This window comes from Marinagarivorans cellulosilyticus, from assembly GCF_021655555.1.
In the GTDB taxonomy this organism is placed as follows: Bacteria; Pseudomonadota; Gammaproteobacteria; order Pseudomonadales; family Cellvibrionaceae; genus Marinagarivorans; species Marinagarivorans cellulosilyticus.
Map to the genome: position 1 here is coordinate 4797855 of NZ_AP023086.1, position 16861 is coordinate 4814715.

General features: G+C 46.4%; 12 protein-coding genes. 5 read left to right on the plus strand and 7 right to left on the minus strand.

Annotation, left to right across the window (positions count from 1 at the left end):
• The first annotated feature begins 22 nt into the window (after positions 1–22).
• A complete protein-coding gene (locus tag MARGE09_RS19620) occupies positions 23–1255 on the plus strand; it encodes an ISL3 family transposase (RefSeq protein WP_236981837.1) in 1233 nt (410 codons plus the stop codon).
• A gap of 9 nt (positions 1256–1264) precedes the next feature.
• On the opposite strand, the gene MARGE09_RS19625 is transcribed toward MARGE09_RS19620, so the two are convergent.
• On the minus strand, positions 1265–2320 hold the full coding sequence (locus tag MARGE09_RS19625; protein ID WP_236984836.1) for a DUF1595 domain-containing protein: 1056 nt from the start codon (positions 2318–2320) through the stop codon (positions 1265–1267).
• A gap of 752 nt (positions 2321–3072) precedes the next feature.
• Between MARGE09_RS19625 and MARGE09_RS19630 the strand changes: the two genes are divergently transcribed.
• Positions 3073–3534, plus strand: coding sequence for a hypothetical protein (locus tag MARGE09_RS19630; RefSeq protein ID WP_236984837.1), 462 nt, complete (start codon positions 3073–3075; stop codon positions 3532–3534).
• 198 nt (positions 3535–3732) lie between these two features.
• Here the strand turns inward: MARGE09_RS19630 and MARGE09_RS19635 are convergent, their stop codons facing one another.
• The 5 genes from MARGE09_RS19635 to MARGE09_RS19655 form a co-directional block, all read right to left on the minus strand.
• Positions 3733–4533 (minus strand): ion transporter, encoded by an 801-nt coding sequence (locus MARGE09_RS19635; RefSeq protein ID WP_236984838.1) that lies wholly within the window; start codon positions 4531–4533, stop codon positions 3733–3735.
• A gap of 638 nt (positions 4534–5171) precedes the next feature.
• Positions 5172–5579, minus strand: a complete 408-nt coding sequence (locus MARGE09_RS19640) for a DUF805 domain-containing protein (protein WP_236984839.1) — start codon at positions 5577–5579, stop codon at positions 5172–5174.
• A gap of 573 nt (positions 5580–6152) precedes the next feature.
• On the minus strand, positions 6153–7640 hold the full coding sequence (gene ilvC, locus MARGE09_RS19645; RefSeq protein WP_236984840.1) for a ketol-acid reductoisomerase: 1488 nt from the start codon (positions 7638–7640) through the stop codon (positions 6153–6155).
• Positions 7641–7939: 299 nt separating this feature from the next.
• Positions 7940–9571 (minus strand): endo-1,4-beta-xylanase, encoded by a 1632-nt coding sequence (locus tag MARGE09_RS19650; protein WP_236984841.1) that lies wholly within the window; start codon positions 9569–9571, stop codon positions 7940–7942.
• Between the two features lie 778 nt (positions 9572–10349).
• Positions 10350–10733, minus strand: a complete 384-nt coding sequence (locus MARGE09_RS19655) for a response regulator (protein ID WP_236984842.1) — start codon at positions 10731–10733, stop codon at positions 10350–10352.
• 225 nt (positions 10734–10958) lie between these two features.
• Between MARGE09_RS19655 and MARGE09_RS19660 the strand changes: the two genes are divergently transcribed.
• Together MARGE09_RS19660 and MARGE09_RS19665 are read left to right on the plus strand one after the other, a co-directional pair.
• Positions 10959–12269 carry an ABC transporter substrate-binding protein gene (locus MARGE09_RS19660; RefSeq protein WP_236984843.1) on the plus strand — a complete coding sequence of 437 codons (1311 nt, stop codon included), beginning with the start codon at positions 10959–10961 and terminating at the stop codon, positions 12267–12269.
• 12 nt (positions 12270–12281) lie between these two features.
• Positions 12282–14129: an ATP-binding protein gene (locus MARGE09_RS19665; RefSeq protein ID WP_236984844.1), complete on the plus strand. Its 1848-nt coding sequence runs from the start codon at positions 12282–12284 to the stop codon at positions 14127–14129.
• On the opposite strand, the gene MARGE09_RS19670 is transcribed toward MARGE09_RS19665, so the two are convergent.
• The gene (locus tag MARGE09_RS19670) at positions 14130–15170 is read right to left on the minus strand and encodes a ribonuclease T2 family protein (protein ID WP_236984845.1); all 1041 of its coding nucleotides are present in this window, start codon (positions 15168–15170) and stop codon (positions 14130–14132) included.
• 286 nt (positions 15171–15456) lie between these two features.
• On the opposite strand from MARGE09_RS19670, the gene MARGE09_RS19675 reads away from it, so the two are divergent.
• Entirely contained in the window at positions 15457–16830 is a 1374-nt protein-coding gene (locus MARGE09_RS19675; RefSeq protein WP_236984846.1) for a two-component system sensor histidine kinase NtrB, read from the plus strand.
• Positions 16831–16861 lie beyond the last annotated feature (31 nt).

The window sequence follows — 16861 nt, forward strand, 5'->3', positions numbered from 1 at the left end:
GCCACTACACTTAAACGAATATATGAGCCTTAACATCTCCAGCAAAATTTTGAGCCTTCCTGGTCAGCGTGTCAAACAAGTTCAGCATGACTTGGCCCTGCAAAGATTGACTATACACTGCAAGCGAGACCGTCGTTATAGAGCGATTGACCCGTCAAGTAATGAGGCGGCCAACATCAACCGATACTTGCGCAGAACGATCCGTGATGTCCCTTTGTGTGGCTTCGAGTGCTATTTGGAAGTTGAGCTCGCTCAAGTTGTGACGACTTGCGGTAGGCGTCTAATGGAGGCTTGCGAATTTGTCGATACAGGCAATCGCTATACTCAAAGATTTTGCCAGTTGGTGAGCGGATTGTGTCGCCATATGAGTATCAGCACGGTCAGTCGGCACCTAAAGCTACGATGGGAAACGGTGAAAAATATGGATAAATTTCACCTAGAGAAAACGTTGCCTGCACTTAATCCTGAAAAATTAATTGACTTAAAATATCTTGGGGTCGATGAAGTCGCTAGAGCCAAAGGCCATGATTATATGACGGTGATTTATGACATGGAATCCGGTCATTTAATTGGCGTTGAGACAGGCCGTAAAGCCGAGGTGTTGACAGCGTTTCTAAAGCGCTTACCAGCACAAACCGCTGAAAACATAGAGGCGGTAGCCATGGATATGGGGCCAGCCTATCAAAAATCGGTACGCGAATGCTTGCCTAATGCTGACATTGTTTTCGATCGGTTTCATGTGATGCAAAACTACAGTAAAGCCATGAGCAATCAGCGTAGGATCGAGTTCAGAAAGGCGGATCGCGCAGGCAAAGAGCAGCTTAAAGGTACCCACTACCTGTTGTTAAAAAATGCCGACAAGTTAAATGATAAACAAGCCAATAAACTCCAGACATTGCTCGAAAATAATTCCAATATCAATACACTTTATATACTCAAAGAGCAGCTCCAAGCTTTGTGGAATGCAGGGAATTATGACGCCATGATGAATGCATTGGAGCAGTGGTGCGACATCGCGGAACAGACGAATATGCTCTATCTCAAGAAATTTGCAAAGTCACTAAGGAAGCATAGCGTAGGCATTTGTAACTACGGAAAACACGGGCTGACTAGCGCCAGAATTGAAGCCGGCAATGTCAGCATTGGCATGATTCGCAAGCGAGCAAGAGGCATCAAGGATACCGAGTACTTCAAGCTAAAAATAAGGCAATCATCGATGCCTGACGAGCAATCCATGTTCTATGGAAGCCACTAGATCACCTCACTAAAGCGGAGAAGAGCCGTTGCGGTATAAAAAGTCAGGCGAGCTTAAAACCGCTGTTATTGCCCACTCCATGCCCTTGCGCGCACTTATGCCATTAACGATCATATCGGTGTAATCGCTTTTTTCTTGCGCATTTAACGGCCGGCGGTAAGCTTTAAAGGCAAATTCATTGATAAAGTCTTCGGCGCATGCCGGCGAGCCAATATCGGCACACTGAAATGGCAATGCGCCATTGGTGCTTAACGCCCAAGCCGCTAAGTCGGCAGCATTTTTGTAGTAAAGATCTAGGCGCTGCTCTTGAATGGCAATGTTTTTATGGTTAGGCAAGCGCGCGATATTTTCATCGGAAGAGGCTCTTGCCGTCGTCGAGAAGTCTTCTGGCAGTGGCGCGTTGAATAAGTGCTGCAAGGTATTGTGGTATTCATAAGACGTCAGCAACTTAAGGCCGCGCTGACCATAATACACAGGGTCAGTAGAGGTACACGCTAGTGGGTCGATTACTGGCTCGGTAGGGTTGCCACGCAAACTCCACAAATAAGCAGCCACATCAGCAGCACAGTCATTCAAACCGCACGAGCCAATCGCATTGGTTGGCATTTCTTGGCTAATAAAGGCTGCCAGTGCCGTTACGCTATCGCCGGTATAATTTTTATCGGTGTAACGCGTGCTTGTTGGGTAGCTCCAACTATTGACATTAATCGGGAACAAACCACCGTATTGGCCTTGTGCCACCATACCGGTATCTTTGTGGCACGTATTACAGTTAGCCCCCTCTAATATTGCTTTGCCATTTGCCTCATCGCCAATAGGCGCTTGGCTACTCGCCGAACTACTTGATGCAGAGCTATTTGTTGCAGAACCATTTGTTGCAGAACTAGCAACAGACGAAATACTGCTGGCTTGGCCAGTACTAGAAGATACCACTGCGTGACTTGAATGCGCTTCGCTCGATGAGTTTTGTGAAGAAGTGCCATCAGAACCAGCGCAGGCCGATAAAACGGTCGTCATGGCCAACACCGAACCTACAGTGTGTGGCGAAAGCTTTATTTTGGACATCGCTATACCCTTTTTTATTTGCCTTATTGACTGCCAATACCCATCAAACGGGCGGGCTGACATTGAAGGTAATTTACGGGGTTGCGAAAATTCTTCGTCCTAATCGGCGTACGGGCGCATATAAGGACATGAAAATGCGGGCGATATCACACCAAAACGTAAAGTGCTCCGTCGAAAACGCGTTTTAGTACACAGAAATAGTCATTGTGAAAAAGTAAAAATACATACGGTAAAAATGACACAAAGCCAACACCTAAAGCAGCACGGAAACCCTAATAAGCAATAGCACCATTTGAATCAGGTACCAGCCAATATCAGCAGCCAACCGAAGATTTTACTTGGAATGTCGCCGGCGACTCGAAGGTGCGCACACCAAAATACCAAAAAATGAATACGGCGAGGTATTAGGAGCCATCCCTAAAAGCCGCTGTGCAGTACTGCGCCACCAAGGCAGTCACGCCAATATCAACACAGCGTGCATTACCTTTATAGGGAAGGCTACCTAACAACCAGGAAAGTTTGCGCGATTACCCTGGCGTTTTCCAATGCCTAAACTTTATTCACGATGTCGACAAATGCGATTTAGAAACAGATGGCACCTGCCTTTGGCGTAGTACTCAATCCCACATTACCTTCTATATCAGCCATTGTTCGAGGTGTAATCACGTGTAATGTTGTTTCATGAAAATTAATGACACTATGGGTTGGCAGCTTAATTCTGCACTTCCAACAACATACACGAGAATAAAAAAATGGATGCGACAACTACGCTAGGCCAAGACTTAACGCAAATAGCTACCGAGAACAAAGATGCGGTACAAAAAGACCCATACAATACTTTTATCAAACACGGTGTTCCTCAAGATTCGCTATCGCAGCTACTTGCGCCACCCCAACCAAGCAACGCATTAGCCGCTTCTAGTTCGGGGGTTTCGGTGTCTGCGCATTGGTGGGGCTTTGAGCTTAAATTTAACGAAAGCTTTACTCAAGGGATTATTACAGGCACTGAGGGCGGTTCAGCAATCGCTGGGATTATCGCTGCAGCACAACCTGAATTGGCACCGGTTGCAGGTATTATAGGAGGCGCAATTGCTTTAGAAGGCGTCGCTATTAAAGCTGTAGATAAAGGCAAAGGTGTTCACTTCAACCTTAACTGGGCCGAAATTGCCGTTCCCCCATCCCTCCCCGCAGCATTAATCCCAATTGCCAACTAAATACCGCGAATGCGCCCATAACAGCAGCAGCCTTGCTTTTATGGGCGCATTAGAATACTACTTATCTTTCGGGCACCTCTAAAAATAGTAATTTTTGCGTGAGAGCAAGGAAGCGCCGCCCGGAGAGCCGCAGTTTACGTGGTGTAAATGAGGACTCGAGGACGGAGCTGACGCCGCTATCGCGGAAAAAGTGCATTTTTAGAGATGCCCTTTCGTTAACAACTGCCTTAAGGCATACACCTCTTGCCGTAGCATTTTCAATTCACCGTGCAAGTCTGTGTCTAGTTCATGCACCGCTTCAATAGCTTCCTTATTTTCTTGCTCACTAAAGGTTTGCATGGCGTTCACAATAATCGCAATAAATAGATTCAGCATGGTGAAGGTCGCAACCAGAATAAACGGAATAAAAAATGCCCACGCATAAGGGAAGTTTTCCATTACTGGGCGCGCAATGCCCATGGACCAACTTTCGAGCGTCATTATTTGAAACAGGGTGTAAAGCGAAAGACCGATATTGCCGAACCATTCGGGGTATTGATCGGCAAATAAATTAGTGGCTATAACCGCAAACACATAATAAATAATCAATAAAACAAAGGCGATGGAGATAAGACCCGGCACAGCCCCAAGTAAAGCCCCTACTACCCTTCGCATAGACGGCACCAGCGTAAGCAAACGCAACACCCGCAATACCCGCAACGCACGCAATACCGAAAACGCACCACTGGCAGGCACCAACGCAATTGCCACTACGGCAAAATCAAATAGGCTCCAAGGGTCTTTCCAAAAGCCCAAGCGGTACACAATCATTCGACAAACGATCTCTACAACAAACACCACCAATATGGCTTTATCCAGCAATAGTATTGGTGTGCCTGCTTTAGCCATAATGGCATCAGATGTTTCTAACCCCAACAGCACAGCGTTGATAATAATCAACGTGATAATGATTTTTTGCAGTAAGGCGTTTTCGATAAATAACTTTAGCTTGGCTTGCAAAAGTGGGACTCCGTTAAGCAGAATATGGAGGGCCGTATCGTACCCAATGTCATTAACTTAGCGGCAGCCGGCAATTTTTCTGGACTCGCTCAAGCCAATCCATGGGCGCTCCGCACGCGCTCTGGAAAACATGCTCCTGCGTTTTCTCCCCCCTACTATCCTGTAAGGCACGGTGCATGAGGGCCCTGAAAAATCACCGTCTACCACTTAACCTGCCTTAAGGGCATTGGCATCGTACCGCATTGCCCTTTCAAATATACGTTTGGGATAAGCAAACTAACAACAAATACTCACGATACTGGCCTGTAGTCAACAGGTCGCAATCTAGCATATTTTGATGATATCGGCGCCAGATATGTTATGGGTAGAACGCGCAAGGCGGAGGAGCGTTTAGCTAAATAGGAGTCATATTTGTATACAGGCGCCGGCATGAGTGCAAGGAAGATTTTGCACAGGTCGCTTTGGGAAGAGTTTTTGCTTGTCAGAAGGCTGATTTGATTAATTTATATTAGCTCTATTAAAGGGCGCAGGTTTGGTATTCACAGGCATGGCGTTTAGTGAAGAGGTCGAAACAAGCTGGCTACCAGCGTTGCAACAACCGTGATGCCCCCTGACGAATGCCACGAAACAACCAAGGTTCAACGTTGGATATTACCGTATTTATTCGAACCTTGAGTTCCTGCAAGCAAGCACGTCTCAATGAATGCCCAAATTCCGACAAGCGGGATAAAGTTGATCAATATCCACCAAGCCGATCGATTCCTATCATGCCAACGCTTCGCTTGTAACGCTAACGAAATCCACATCAAAGGAAAATAAAACGCAGACAGAAAGAGAACCGCCTGACTTTCACTTAAAGCTAATACTAATATAGTGAAAAGCAAAGTAACAATGAGCATTCCCAGCGTTAACATCCCAACAATAAACTCTAAACGCCCGATGCGCCCGCGAAAGGAAAAATAAAAATGTATATAACTAAATTTTTCGTATTCCGTGCCAGAAGCATCCAAATTGGATTCCGAGCTTTTAATGTAATGTTCTTCCATGCTTACCTCTGGGTAAAGTTAAAATGCAGCAAGTACCACACGCCTTCATATTAGCCTTCCATCCCAACAAAAAACCTTAGCACAGGAGACGAAAAAGCTATTTCCGGCCAGAATATTAACGCATTCATTAAGGTGAATCAATTTTTAAAAAACACAGAATATACGAGCCCCCTATCATATTGCCTAACGTTAAACCACAAAATACCAAATAACGAGCGAGGTTCAATCACCCCTCAAGCTGTTCAAGAGGTTGCCCCCGCATGAGTCCAAGTCTGATTTACGGTGTATTTTGAAGCCCCGATTTCTCCAGCTGGCGAGTATCCCTGTCGAGTAAAATAAGCCATAGAGTTGTCTATAGATTAACGACGCTTTCTTTATCATCAACCCTGCCCCCAATCGCTGGAATAATCCATTGCTAAATTTTACCTGTTAACAACAGCAACCTTCGTCGCATCCTGATTTTTTTCAATCACGTTAAGCACTCTACCTGGGAATCCATAAAACTCTGGCCTACAAACAAAAAAAAGAGGCCGAAGCCTCTTTTTTTAAAACATCTGTAATCCCAACAAAATATTAAATTTCGTTAGAGTCCACAATTGCTTTCATGTCTTTCATGTAACCGCGAAGCTCTTGGCCAACCCACTCTACTGGGTGGTCACGTAGCTCTTGGTTTACGGCAACCAAAGTGGCGTTGTCTACTGAATTAGAACCAGCAGGCAAGCCTTTACCGATATAAGCAGGGTTTAAGTCGTTAACCCAATCGCGCAACAAAGGTACCGCGGCGTGTGCGAACAAGTAACAACCGTATTCAGCAGTATCCGAAATCACTACATTCATTTCGTACAATTTTTTGCGCGCAATGGTGTTAGCAATTAATGGAGTTTCGTGTAAAGACTCGTAATAAGCCGACTCTTCAACAATACCTACTTCAACCATAGATTCGAACGCTAACTCTACGCCAGCTTTAACCATGGCAACAAACAAAATATTGTTATCGAAGTATTCTTGCTCGTCGATAGGTGCATCTTGTGCGGTTGATTTTTCGAAGGCTGTTTCAGCCGTTTCGGCGCGCCACTTTAACAAGTTGGCATCGTCGTTGGCCCAGTCTTCCATCATGGTGCGCGAGAATTCACCGGTGATGATGTCGTCCATATGCTTGCGGAATAAAGGACGCAAAGTGCCAGCAAGCTCTTCAGCTAATTTGTAAGCTTCGAGTTTGGCAGGGTTAGATAGGCGATCCATCATGCCAGAAACGCCACCGTACTTAAGCGCTTCGGTAATGGTTTCCCAGCCGTATTGCACAAGCTTAGAGGCATAACCCGCATCAACGCCGTCGGCGATCATTTTTTCGTAACCGAGGATGGCGCCGGTTTGCAGCATGCCACAAAGGATGGTTTGCTCACCCATAAGGTCTGATTTAACTTCGGCAATAAAAGAAGACTCAAGCACACCCGCGCGATCGCCGCCAGTAGCAGAAGCATAAGCTTTAGCCCACTCGAAGCCGTGCTCTTGTGGGTCGTTTTCTGGGTGAACAGCGATAAGGGTTGGTACACCAAAGCCGCGCTTGTACTCTTCGCGCACTTCAGAACCTGGGCACTTAGGTGCACACATAATTACGGTTAAGTCTTCACGTACTTGCATGCCTTCTTCAACAATGTTGAAGCCGTGCGAGTAAGCCAAAGTAGCGCCTTGCTTCATTAAGGGCATAATCGCGTTAACAACAGCAGTATGCTGCTTGTCTGGCGTTAGGTTACACACTAAATCAGCTTGCGGGATAAGATCTTCGTAGGTGCCAACAGTAAAGCCGTTTTCAGAGGCATTCAAGAAAGACTGACGTTTCTCAGTAATGGCCGCGCCGCGCAGAGCGTACGATACGTCTAAGCCAGAATCGCGCATATTCAAGCCTTGGTTTAGGCCTTGGGCGCCACAGCCCACGATAACCACTTTTTTGCCCTTAAGTGCATTACAGCCGTCAGCAAACTCGCTGCGGTCCATAAAACGACAACGACCCAATTGGTCGAGCTTTTCTGCCATAGACAGAGTATTGAAATAATTAGCCATGGAGTTAATACCTAGTAGAGGTCAAAAAAATAGCCTGCGCCGCTCGATACGCGGCGCAGGCCTAAATAATTCACTATAAGCGCCCCAAATCGGCGCAATGTATCACTGGGCTGGGACAGACTACTCACACAGCCCAAAAACAGACGCGGCATTCTATCGCAAAGCGTGCCAATGCTCAAAAGTAATAGCAAAAACCGGCTGCGCAACAACAAAAATGCCGATCGACATTACGTCGACCGGCATTTACGAGTGCGCTAGCTAGATAAAAGCTAGCCAGCGCAACCAAGGTGGGCAGCTGTTTAGTCGCGCCCTAGGTATTCCATTAACCAGTCCATCGCTGGGCGATGCTGACCGTTGCTTTGAATCAAGCCAGTGCCTTCACGCCAAGTCCGGCCGACAACATATCCCCACAAAGTCACGCCCACAACAGCAGGGTGTTCGTAAAATGCAGGGAATTGATCTTGGAAAATTCTCAACTGAAACGCATCGCCAGCACCTTGATCACTATCCTCAATGTCATACTCGGAAATGTACAGCGGCAAGTTACCGGACTGCTGGTGAATGTAATCAAGTTTTTCTTTAATCTCGGCCGCAGTCCAAATTTTTGGTGTAGTCCAGCTATGAGCTTGTAAACCTAGCGCATCGATAACTCTCTCGCCATTTTCATCTCTATAGTCTAGCGTGCTCCTAATTACCGCCAATATTTCTTCAGTATTCCAGGTCAAAAAATTGAAGTCGTTGTATACGAGAATGGCGTCGGGACAATGTTTACGCGCCAACTTAAATGATTCAAGAATCCAGTCATTACCGAATGCACTTTGAGCGTAACCTGCAGGAGCATGCCCCTCAACGGCCTCATTCACTACGTCGATAATGGCAGTATCTGGGTAGCGCTCGCAATAGTCTTTCATCCACTCTTCAATTTCGCCGCGCTGTTCCGCAGGACTTAAATTGTTGATCCAGTTTGGAGCCTGTGCTCCCCACACAAAGGTGTGAGCTTTAACGGGAATACCGTTAGCGCGAGCGAACTCGTAAATTCTGTCAACAGGCCCCCAATTGTATTGATCTCGTGACTGCTCCACAGAGCCCCACTTACCTTCGTTTTCTGGAGTAATTTGATTCCAATATTGCATGAAATCGCTACGAACACTGCCACCAGTGGTGATGTTACCGACGAACTTCTCGCCGCCGAAATCGGGAATAGTCGGTGTGGGCGGCACATAGTTAAGGTCTAACTGGCCGTCGTTAGAGTAAACACCAAAGCCCGCAAGGGTAGGATTCTCTACACCGGCAACCATCTCTATAGTCACCAAGCCGTCGCTGACCTGTACATCTTCAACAATTACGGTATGCGCGGCATATTGGCCAGCAGTGGCGAATAAGTCGAGATTGCTAATCACCTGATTCCCTTCCACTGCAACACTAAAGCTGCGCTCGCCAGGCCCGGTAACGTATAACTCGGCAAAGTGAAGCTCCAGCGTATAAATGCCAGCAGCCGTCACAGGCACATTGGCCGTAAAAGTGCCATAACGCTCCGATTGATAAAGCGCACCATTAGAGGCGCCAGAAATCGCTTCGGTGGTGGTATTGGTATTGCCACCGCTAATGTACTTGTCGGTTTGGTATTGAATACCATCCATAGTGACATCGTCGCCACCAACATTAATGGCCACAACAAGGTCTAAATCGATCGCAGGTGCACTTGAGCTGGACGCCACGCTTGACGGTGTTGGCGCAACAGAGCTACTACTAGAAGCAGGCAAGCTCACTGAGCTGCTGCTAGACACTGGCGTAACAGAGCTAACCGACGATATCGCTACTGCAGAACTACTTGTGGGGACCTCGGTCCCCGTACAACCGCCTAAGCTTGTGGCAGCGAGCAAACCCAAAGCCAAGCGCTTACAGGGAAAGGAGCGGATAAGTTGATTCATAGTAAATACCCTAACGTATTGTTATTCGAATTCTTTAAGTGATGCAACGGAGTGCTAGAGCACATCGCATTTAATCTTACGATACGGTTATAACATTATGATTGGGCTTTACTATATAGGCACACGCGCGCAAATAATACACAGATCACAGGCTTAACAAGTAAACCCAAAAAGGCGAAAAAAGGAGAATAAAAAGGTTAGCTTTGGCAAACTCGTGTAGCCCGCAGGCTATGATATTCAGCCTAGAAACCCCAATTGAGAGTCAAACAAGACCCATCACCTCGACAATGTCATTAACCTAGAAACCGCAGTTGAGAGTCAAAAAGATGCGTATTCCGTTGGTGTGCATGGCGTGTAGTAAAAATGTGTAGTCACCTTATTGGTGATGAATCATTTTTATCACGCGTCAGGTGCACCAAGGGGATGCGTAGACTTTGATAGTTCAACTGCGGTTTTTAGGATTAACTTAGCGGAAGCCGACAATTTTTCTGGGCTCGCTCAGGCCATCTACGACTTTGTGCTGCAAAGTCTACCCCCACGCATCCTTGCTGGGGCCGGGCACTATGCAAGCGCTCTGGAAAATCTCCTGCATTTTCGATCACCTTGTCATCCCTACAAGAGCCGGCGCGTGAATACCTAGAAAACAATCAATCAGTCCTCCGAGTGAGTAATATTTTTTTATGACTGGATAGTTACAATGCTTCAACTGCGGTTTTTAGGTTAAAACCAAAGCAGGTAATAGCGCGAGCAGCGCTGCCTTCCTTCAAGTACTGCGGATTTAACTCGGTATCATTTCTTCCAATTTCAACAGCAGTAAGTCTTCGTCAATGGGCTTGGTAACAATGCAATTTGCACCGCTAGCCATAATGGCGTCGCGCTCATTAAGCACAGCATGCGCAGTGAGTGCAATAATAGGCATTTCTTGAATACGTGGATCATCCCGAATTGCCCGAATCGCATCTTTGCCATCCATCCCCGGCAAAGAGATATCCATTAAAATAATGGCATAACTGTTTTCGTTGAGTAGTGCCAACCCAGCCTCTGCCGTGGGCGCAACCGTTACATCGTAGTCTGCATCTTCTAACATCCAAGTCGCAAGGTCGGCGTTATCGGCGTTATCCTCCACCATCAAAATTGCTTTGCCACTAACCTCGCCTGCCATATGCCTCTCCAATGTACGATAAATTAACCCTACCCCTCATTGCTTAAGGTTAAACCACAGGCGCTAAAGCTGCCATAAACAATACAGAATTTGTGCACATTTATTAACCAAAGCTACACTCATAAGAGAGGAATGAAGGTTATATAACGAAATCATTATTTTCATGAATTAAATATATTAAACAATTAATTCCTATAGCAGTAACCAATAACATAGGCAAAAAACATGGCTAGTTCGAGCAATAAAAACTCCGACACGAGCACACTGGAAACACCAGCTTTATCGCGGCGCAAGCTATTGCAGCAAACATCCGCCGCCAGTGCCGGATTAATGGCGGCTACAAGCGCACCATACGTATTTGCCAAGAAAACGCCTATTACTTTGCGCGTCATGGGCACCCACGTAACACTGCAAGAAGAGCTTCGCCAAAAGGCGATGAGTGACCTCGGTTTTGAAATTATTTTCGAGGCCAAAGGCAGCGCCGCCGTTATGCAAAAAGCCGCTATGTTTCCTGAGTCGTTCGACCTGTACGAGCAATGGTCTAATAGCATTAACGTGCTGTGGCACTCAGGCTCGATTAAAGCTATTGATAAACAGCGCCTTGCCCACTGGGATGAAATTAACAGCCTCACCAAAACAGGGCAGCTCAATCCGCAAGCAAAATTTGGCGCAGGCGATGCGCCCTATAAATTACTGCATGTGCAAAAAAACGGTGAGTTATCGTCTACCCCTAGCAATCAAGTGAGCTTTTTACCTTATGTGCACAATGTGGACTCGTTTGGCTACAACACAAACCATATTGCCGCAGGTAAGCCCTATGAAACCGAAAGCTGGGCTTGGTTATTAGACGATGAATACCGCGGTAAGGTCGGCGTGGTTAACGCGCCCACTATTGGCTTATTCGATATGGCCCTTGCCGCCCAAGCAAAAAACCTGATGCAATTTAAGGATATTGGCAACATTACACGTGAAGAGCTAGACCAACTTTTTGCTATTTTGGATGAGAAAAAACAACAAGGGCACTTTAGTGGCTTTTGGACTTCCGTACCCGAATCTGTCGAGTTTATGAAAAGCGGGCGCGTAATAATAGAAAGCATGTTCTCCCCTGCCGTTTCAGCACTCAATGGCCAGAATATTCCCGTGATATACGCCGCCCCAAAAGAGGGTTATCGCGGTTGGCATGGCGTTATGTGCTTATCTTCAGCAACAACCGACAGACAAGAAGACGCCGCCTATGACTATATGAATTGGTGGCTATCGGGGTGGCCGGGAGCCTTTATTGCCCGCCAAGGCTATTACATTTCCAACCCGCAGCGCTCGCAAGAATACCTCAGTAAAAACGAATGGGAATATTGGTACAACGGCCACGCCACCCAAGAAATATTAAAAGGGACCGACGGTAATATTGCCGTACGCGCAGGCGAAGTCCGTACTGGCGGCTCCTACGAGCAACGTCTTAGTAACGTGGCCGTTTGGAACACGGTTATGCCCACTTACGACTATAGTTTGCAAAAATGGTATGAGTTTATCAGCTGATAAGTCACCCACATGAAGCTATTTAAATCGTCAATAAAACTTCAAATCCTTATTGCCTACGCCATGCTGGCAATTCCTTTACTGCTGCTCGGCTATTCCAGTTTTAATACCCACCAGACCTTTAGCAAATCAATGCAGCAAACCATTGAGCAAGACAAGGTTTTATCCCTAACGGCCGCCTTGCAGCGCGATGTTATGGATTTGCAGCGCAACGTGCTTATTTATAAAGATACAGCCAGCTCGCACTCGGTCAATCATTCGGAACAACTTTACAGCCAAATTAGCCATACGATAAACACACTAAAAGATAACCCTCTTTTAGCTATTCAAAGTGACAAAATTATTAGAATGGCAGAACACCTTAACGACTATAAATCGAGCTTCGATATCGTGGTGAAAAACCGAGCCGAAAAAGCAGGGCTGATAGAAAGCTTTATAGATAAACAATCGCAAAAAATTAATGCATCGCTGCTTTCAGCCGCTACACAAGCCACGCAAGAAACCAAATTATTACAGCACATCAATACAGCGCAACAAAATGCGCTATCCTACTTTATCACCAGTAATCATAAGTATGCGCAAGCCTTTAAAGAATCGATCAACGTACTCGAAAATAAAGTCTCAGATAACGAGGCGCCCTATAACCATGTTGTACAGTACAAAAAATCATTCTTAAAAATTGTCACAGTGCAACGCAACTATACATATTTAATTAATGTGGTTATGGCTGGCTCCGCCCGGGAAATTCTCTATTTTGCGGATAAACTCACACAGCATGCACAAGAGCATACAAACGTAATTAGAAATACAGTTAGCCAAGACATCAAGTCTCAAAACTCTGTATTCTTCATTTTATCGGCACTTAGTTTGCTAATGGCAATAATGACGCCGTGGTATTTCCTTAGCCTTATTATTAAGCCAATCCACAGCATTACCCAAGTATTCAAGGATTTATCCGAAAGCAAAGCCGTGGATAAAATCCCTGGCCTTGAACGCAATGATGAAATTGGTTTACTGGCTCGCGCTGCCGATGTTTTTAAATCCACTAACGAACAAACCTATCAGTTACTACAACAAGCCAAGCTATCTGTCGCCATTCAGCAAAAACTTAACAAAGAACTGGAAGAAGCCAAAGCACACGCCGAAAAGTCTTTATCTGTTAAATCAGACTTCCTCGCCAACATGTCTCACGAATTGCGCACCCCCTTAAATTCGGTAATTGGCTATACCGTGCGTTTACTGAAAAATGCGCAAACATTTACCCCGCGGCAGGTATCCTCCCTTAGCGCAATAGAGCGTAACGGCAAGCACTTACTGGCCATGATTAACGACATTTTGGATCTTAGTAAAATAGAAGCAAACAAACTTGAAGTACGCTTCGAACCTGTTGATATTTACAGTTTATGTGAGGATGTGGCCGATCAAATGCAATCCTACAGCGAAGAACAAGGTGTTGCGCTTATCTACTCACCACCAGAAAATGCTGAGCAAATGATCACAACAGACCCTATTAGACTATCGCAAATACTAATGAATTTAATCTCCAACGGCCTTAAATACACCGAGCAAGGCACCGTTACACTCAGCATTGAGGCGCCAGCAAAATCACAAAGCATTACACTGTATATTCGCGACACAGGCATAGGCATAAGCGAAGAAAATCTCAAACGATTATTTCAGCGGTTTGAACAGTTCGATAGCGAAACGCGCTATAAAATAGGCCACGGAACAGGCTTAGGCATGGCGATTGTTGAAAATGTGGCCCGCTTACTTCACGCCAAAGTACACGTGAGTAGCGAGCTAGGAAAAGGGAGCCTATTTAGCGTAGAGCTCCCAATAAAACCTGCCGCGCAAGTATAACTATTGCGGCGCCGCATCGATAACAAAACTAGCGCCACAACTGCCAGAGCCATTAGTTGGCACCGAACCCACCTGCAATAAATCGGTTAATTGGCTTGCTTGCTCAAGGGTTTGTGGCAAAGCAATTTGCAATTCTGTTAACAGGCCCTGGCTGCATTGTAAGGCAACACGCCGGTAGGTATTGCGACCAAAACTTTGATTAAACGCTTTTTCAAACGCATCGCGGGTCACTCGCTGGCCAATATTCGGCGCAATAAAATCACTTACAAATGCCGACTGATTCACCTGTTTAACCAATGCCAACGAAAGTGAGAAATAATCATTTTCAGATAACCCCGAGCAAGTGCCGTGCTTCCACCATTCGTGCCGCTGCAAACAGGTACCGGCGCTGGCACTCGGCATTACAATACCAAGGGCTTGCCGCAACTCGGGCTCTATGGTTAACGCAGGGTAAGCACAAAAACTCGAAGGCTTTTCTTTCACCGCGCCACAATAGCCATAGCGCCGGCCGCAACTTTGCCGGTTTGGCCACAAGCCATGCAAAGTAAAATGCGAAGCATCAAAGCGCGCTTGGCTTAAAGTTATGCACTCTTGCTTATCACCGCCACGCACCTCACAAAATGCAGGCTGCCAACTCACTGCTAGCACATTGGCATCAAACTGGTTTGCCAGCTGGCAGCTGGCCCCGGCTGGGGCTTGTGCGTTTCGCGCGGGGCGCAACTCTACATTCAACAACTCACCGCATTGCGCGGCAACCCAGCGATCAGGTTGCGGGGCGATGCCGGTCTTTACCCGCACCCAAGTCGCAACGCCCTCTTCGCTAAGCACCTCGATAATGGGGTAGCGCTCCGCAACTTTTGTACGTAAGCCCCCAGGGTTAGTACCCTTGCGCTTAGATTGGTACAAATCACACGGTTGCGTCGCAACAAATTCACCGCTCGCTGGCGCGGCATAAGCTACAGGGCCTTGCAATAACATCAGCCAACACACCAATGCCACCAACCTTACGCCACAAGATTTCACACTCAATTTTGTTTTCATCGTGTTCCTTAATAATGAATAGCTATGATTAAAGCTAGAAACTGCACAAATTTCATACGAATTACCGACTCTAACACAGCTTAATGGCTAGAATTTGACACTCAAGCTCCCAACATTTCCGATGGATAAAAATTAATCGTGCTTGGACGCAACCCGCGATTAAAAACGGATTATCCAAAGGCTACAGCCATTGCGTACCAACCCTGCTAAAATCGATAAGATTACGCCACAATCCGCGGTCGTGGCTAAAACAACGCCGTAATTTTGCTGAAGAAGTGACCAGCTTATGAAGAAGATACTAATCAGTTCCACCCTTGCACTAGCCAGTGCCTCGGCCTATGCCAGCTTACTTTCCCCTTTTAAAGACGAGGCCGGCGAAACAAAATGGCAATACGTTGCTAACTTTTCCAGCAGCGTGCTAATCCTAACATTGCTGATTGTGTCTGCATTTTTGTTTTTTGCTAACCGCCGCGCCGCGCGCTCTAACCGCGAACTTACCGACATTAAAGCAACCCTAGAAGATCGCGTAGCCCGCCGCACCGCAAGCTTAGAAGAAACCACCGCACAGCTTTCAAGCCGCGAGGCTTACATCAAAAGCATTGTCGATTCTATGCCGCTGATGCTAATAGGCCTCAATAAAGACATGGAAATTACCCAGTGGAACCATGTCGCCGAAACCGTTACCGGCCGCCCTTTCGATACCATTGTTGGGATGAATTTGTGGGAGGCCTACCCCACAATTACCTTAAGTGCCGCGCAAATCGAAAAGGTGATGGAAGATAAAAAAACAACCACTATTAAGCACAGCCAGCGCGGGCAATACTATTTTGATATCACCCTTTACGCACTTAACGAGCAAGAAGAAACCGGCATTGTCATTTTGGTAGACGATATAACCAAGCAAATGAAAGCCGAAAACCAATTGGTAGAACGCAATAAAATGTCGGCAATGGGCGAGCTGGCTTCTGCGATGGCGCACGACATCAGCGTACCCTTGCAAAGTATTTCTAATGCAGTGGATATTATTGGCCAGCAATTAATCACCGCCGACGACAGCCAAAAACAAGCCATAACACCTGTGCTCGCCAAAGCAAAGCACAGTGGCGAACAGGCCACCGCAATTGTGGGCAACTTGCTAGAGTTTTCTTCTAGCCATCAAGATAACAAACAAGCAGCTAACATGGCAGATATCTTGGATTACAGCATTGCGCTTGCGGGGCGCCTGTATTCACAACCCAACGGCTTACGCTTTAGTGAAATAGCACTACACCGCAACTATGCCGACAACGTGCCGCAGATCCCCTGCTTTGCATCCGAAATGCAGCAGGTTTTTTTGCGTTTACTACGCCATGCCTTTTATGCTTTGTGCGAACGCGCAGCCGGTACGGGTTTTGTCCCTGTCATTAATGTTGAGGTCGGCAATTTTTATGATTCGGTTTGGATAAAAATCCAACACAACGGCGCAGGTTTAGAGCCGGAAGAACAACAAGACGTATTTGAACCCTTCTTTTCAAACACCTCCGATAAACCTGCCTGTGCGGTAGAGCAGCGCCTCTCCTATTCGCACTTTATTGTTACCGACCATCACAAAGGCCAAATTGCGGTTACTTCAAGTACAGATGTCGGCACAACCTTCCATATACAACTACCCTTAAACTAAGCGCCTATTGTGTGTAGGCAAACATGCCTTC

Bases quoted from the DNA above. Each gene is read 5' to 3' on its own strand.
- MARGE09_RS19650 (WP_236984841.1), bottom strand. From the start codon at position 9,571: ATGAATCAACTTATCCGCTCCTTTCCCTGTAAGCGCTTGGCTTTGGGT.
- MARGE09_RS19620 (WP_236981837.1), top strand. From the start codon at position 23: ATGAGCCTTAACATCTCCAGCAAAATTTTGAGCCTTCCTGGTCAGCGT.
- MARGE09_RS19670 (WP_236984845.1), bottom strand. From the start codon at position 15,170: ATGAAAACAAAATTGAGTGTGAAATCTTGTGGCGTAAGGTTGGTGGCA.
- MARGE09_RS19625 (WP_236984836.1), bottom strand. From the start codon at position 2,320: ATGTCCAAAATAAAGCTTTCGCCACACACTGTAGGTTCGGTGTTGGCC.
- ilvC (WP_236984840.1), bottom strand. From the start codon at position 7,640: ATGGCTAATTATTTCAATACTCTGTCTATGGCAGAAAAGCTCGACCAA.
- MARGE09_RS19640 (WP_236984839.1), bottom strand. From the start codon at position 5,579: ATGGAAGAACATTACATTAAAAGCTCGGAATCCAATTTGGATGCTTCT.
- MARGE09_RS19655 (WP_236984842.1), bottom strand. From the start codon at position 10,733: ATGGCAGGCGAGGTTAGTGGCAAAGCAATTTTGATGGTGGAGGATAAC.
- MARGE09_RS19675 (WP_236984846.1), top strand. From the start codon at position 15,457: ATGAAGAAGATACTAATCAGTTCCACCCTTGCACTAGCCAGTGCCTCG.
- MARGE09_RS19665 (WP_236984844.1), top strand. From the start codon at position 12,282: ATGAAGCTATTTAAATCGTCAATAAAACTTCAAATCCTTATTGCCTAC.
- MARGE09_RS19630 (WP_236984837.1), top strand. From the start codon at position 3,073: ATGGATGCGACAACTACGCTAGGCCAAGACTTAACGCAAATAGCTACC.
- MARGE09_RS19660 (WP_236984843.1), top strand. From the start codon at position 10,959: ATGGCTAGTTCGAGCAATAAAAACTCCGACACGAGCACACTGGAAACA.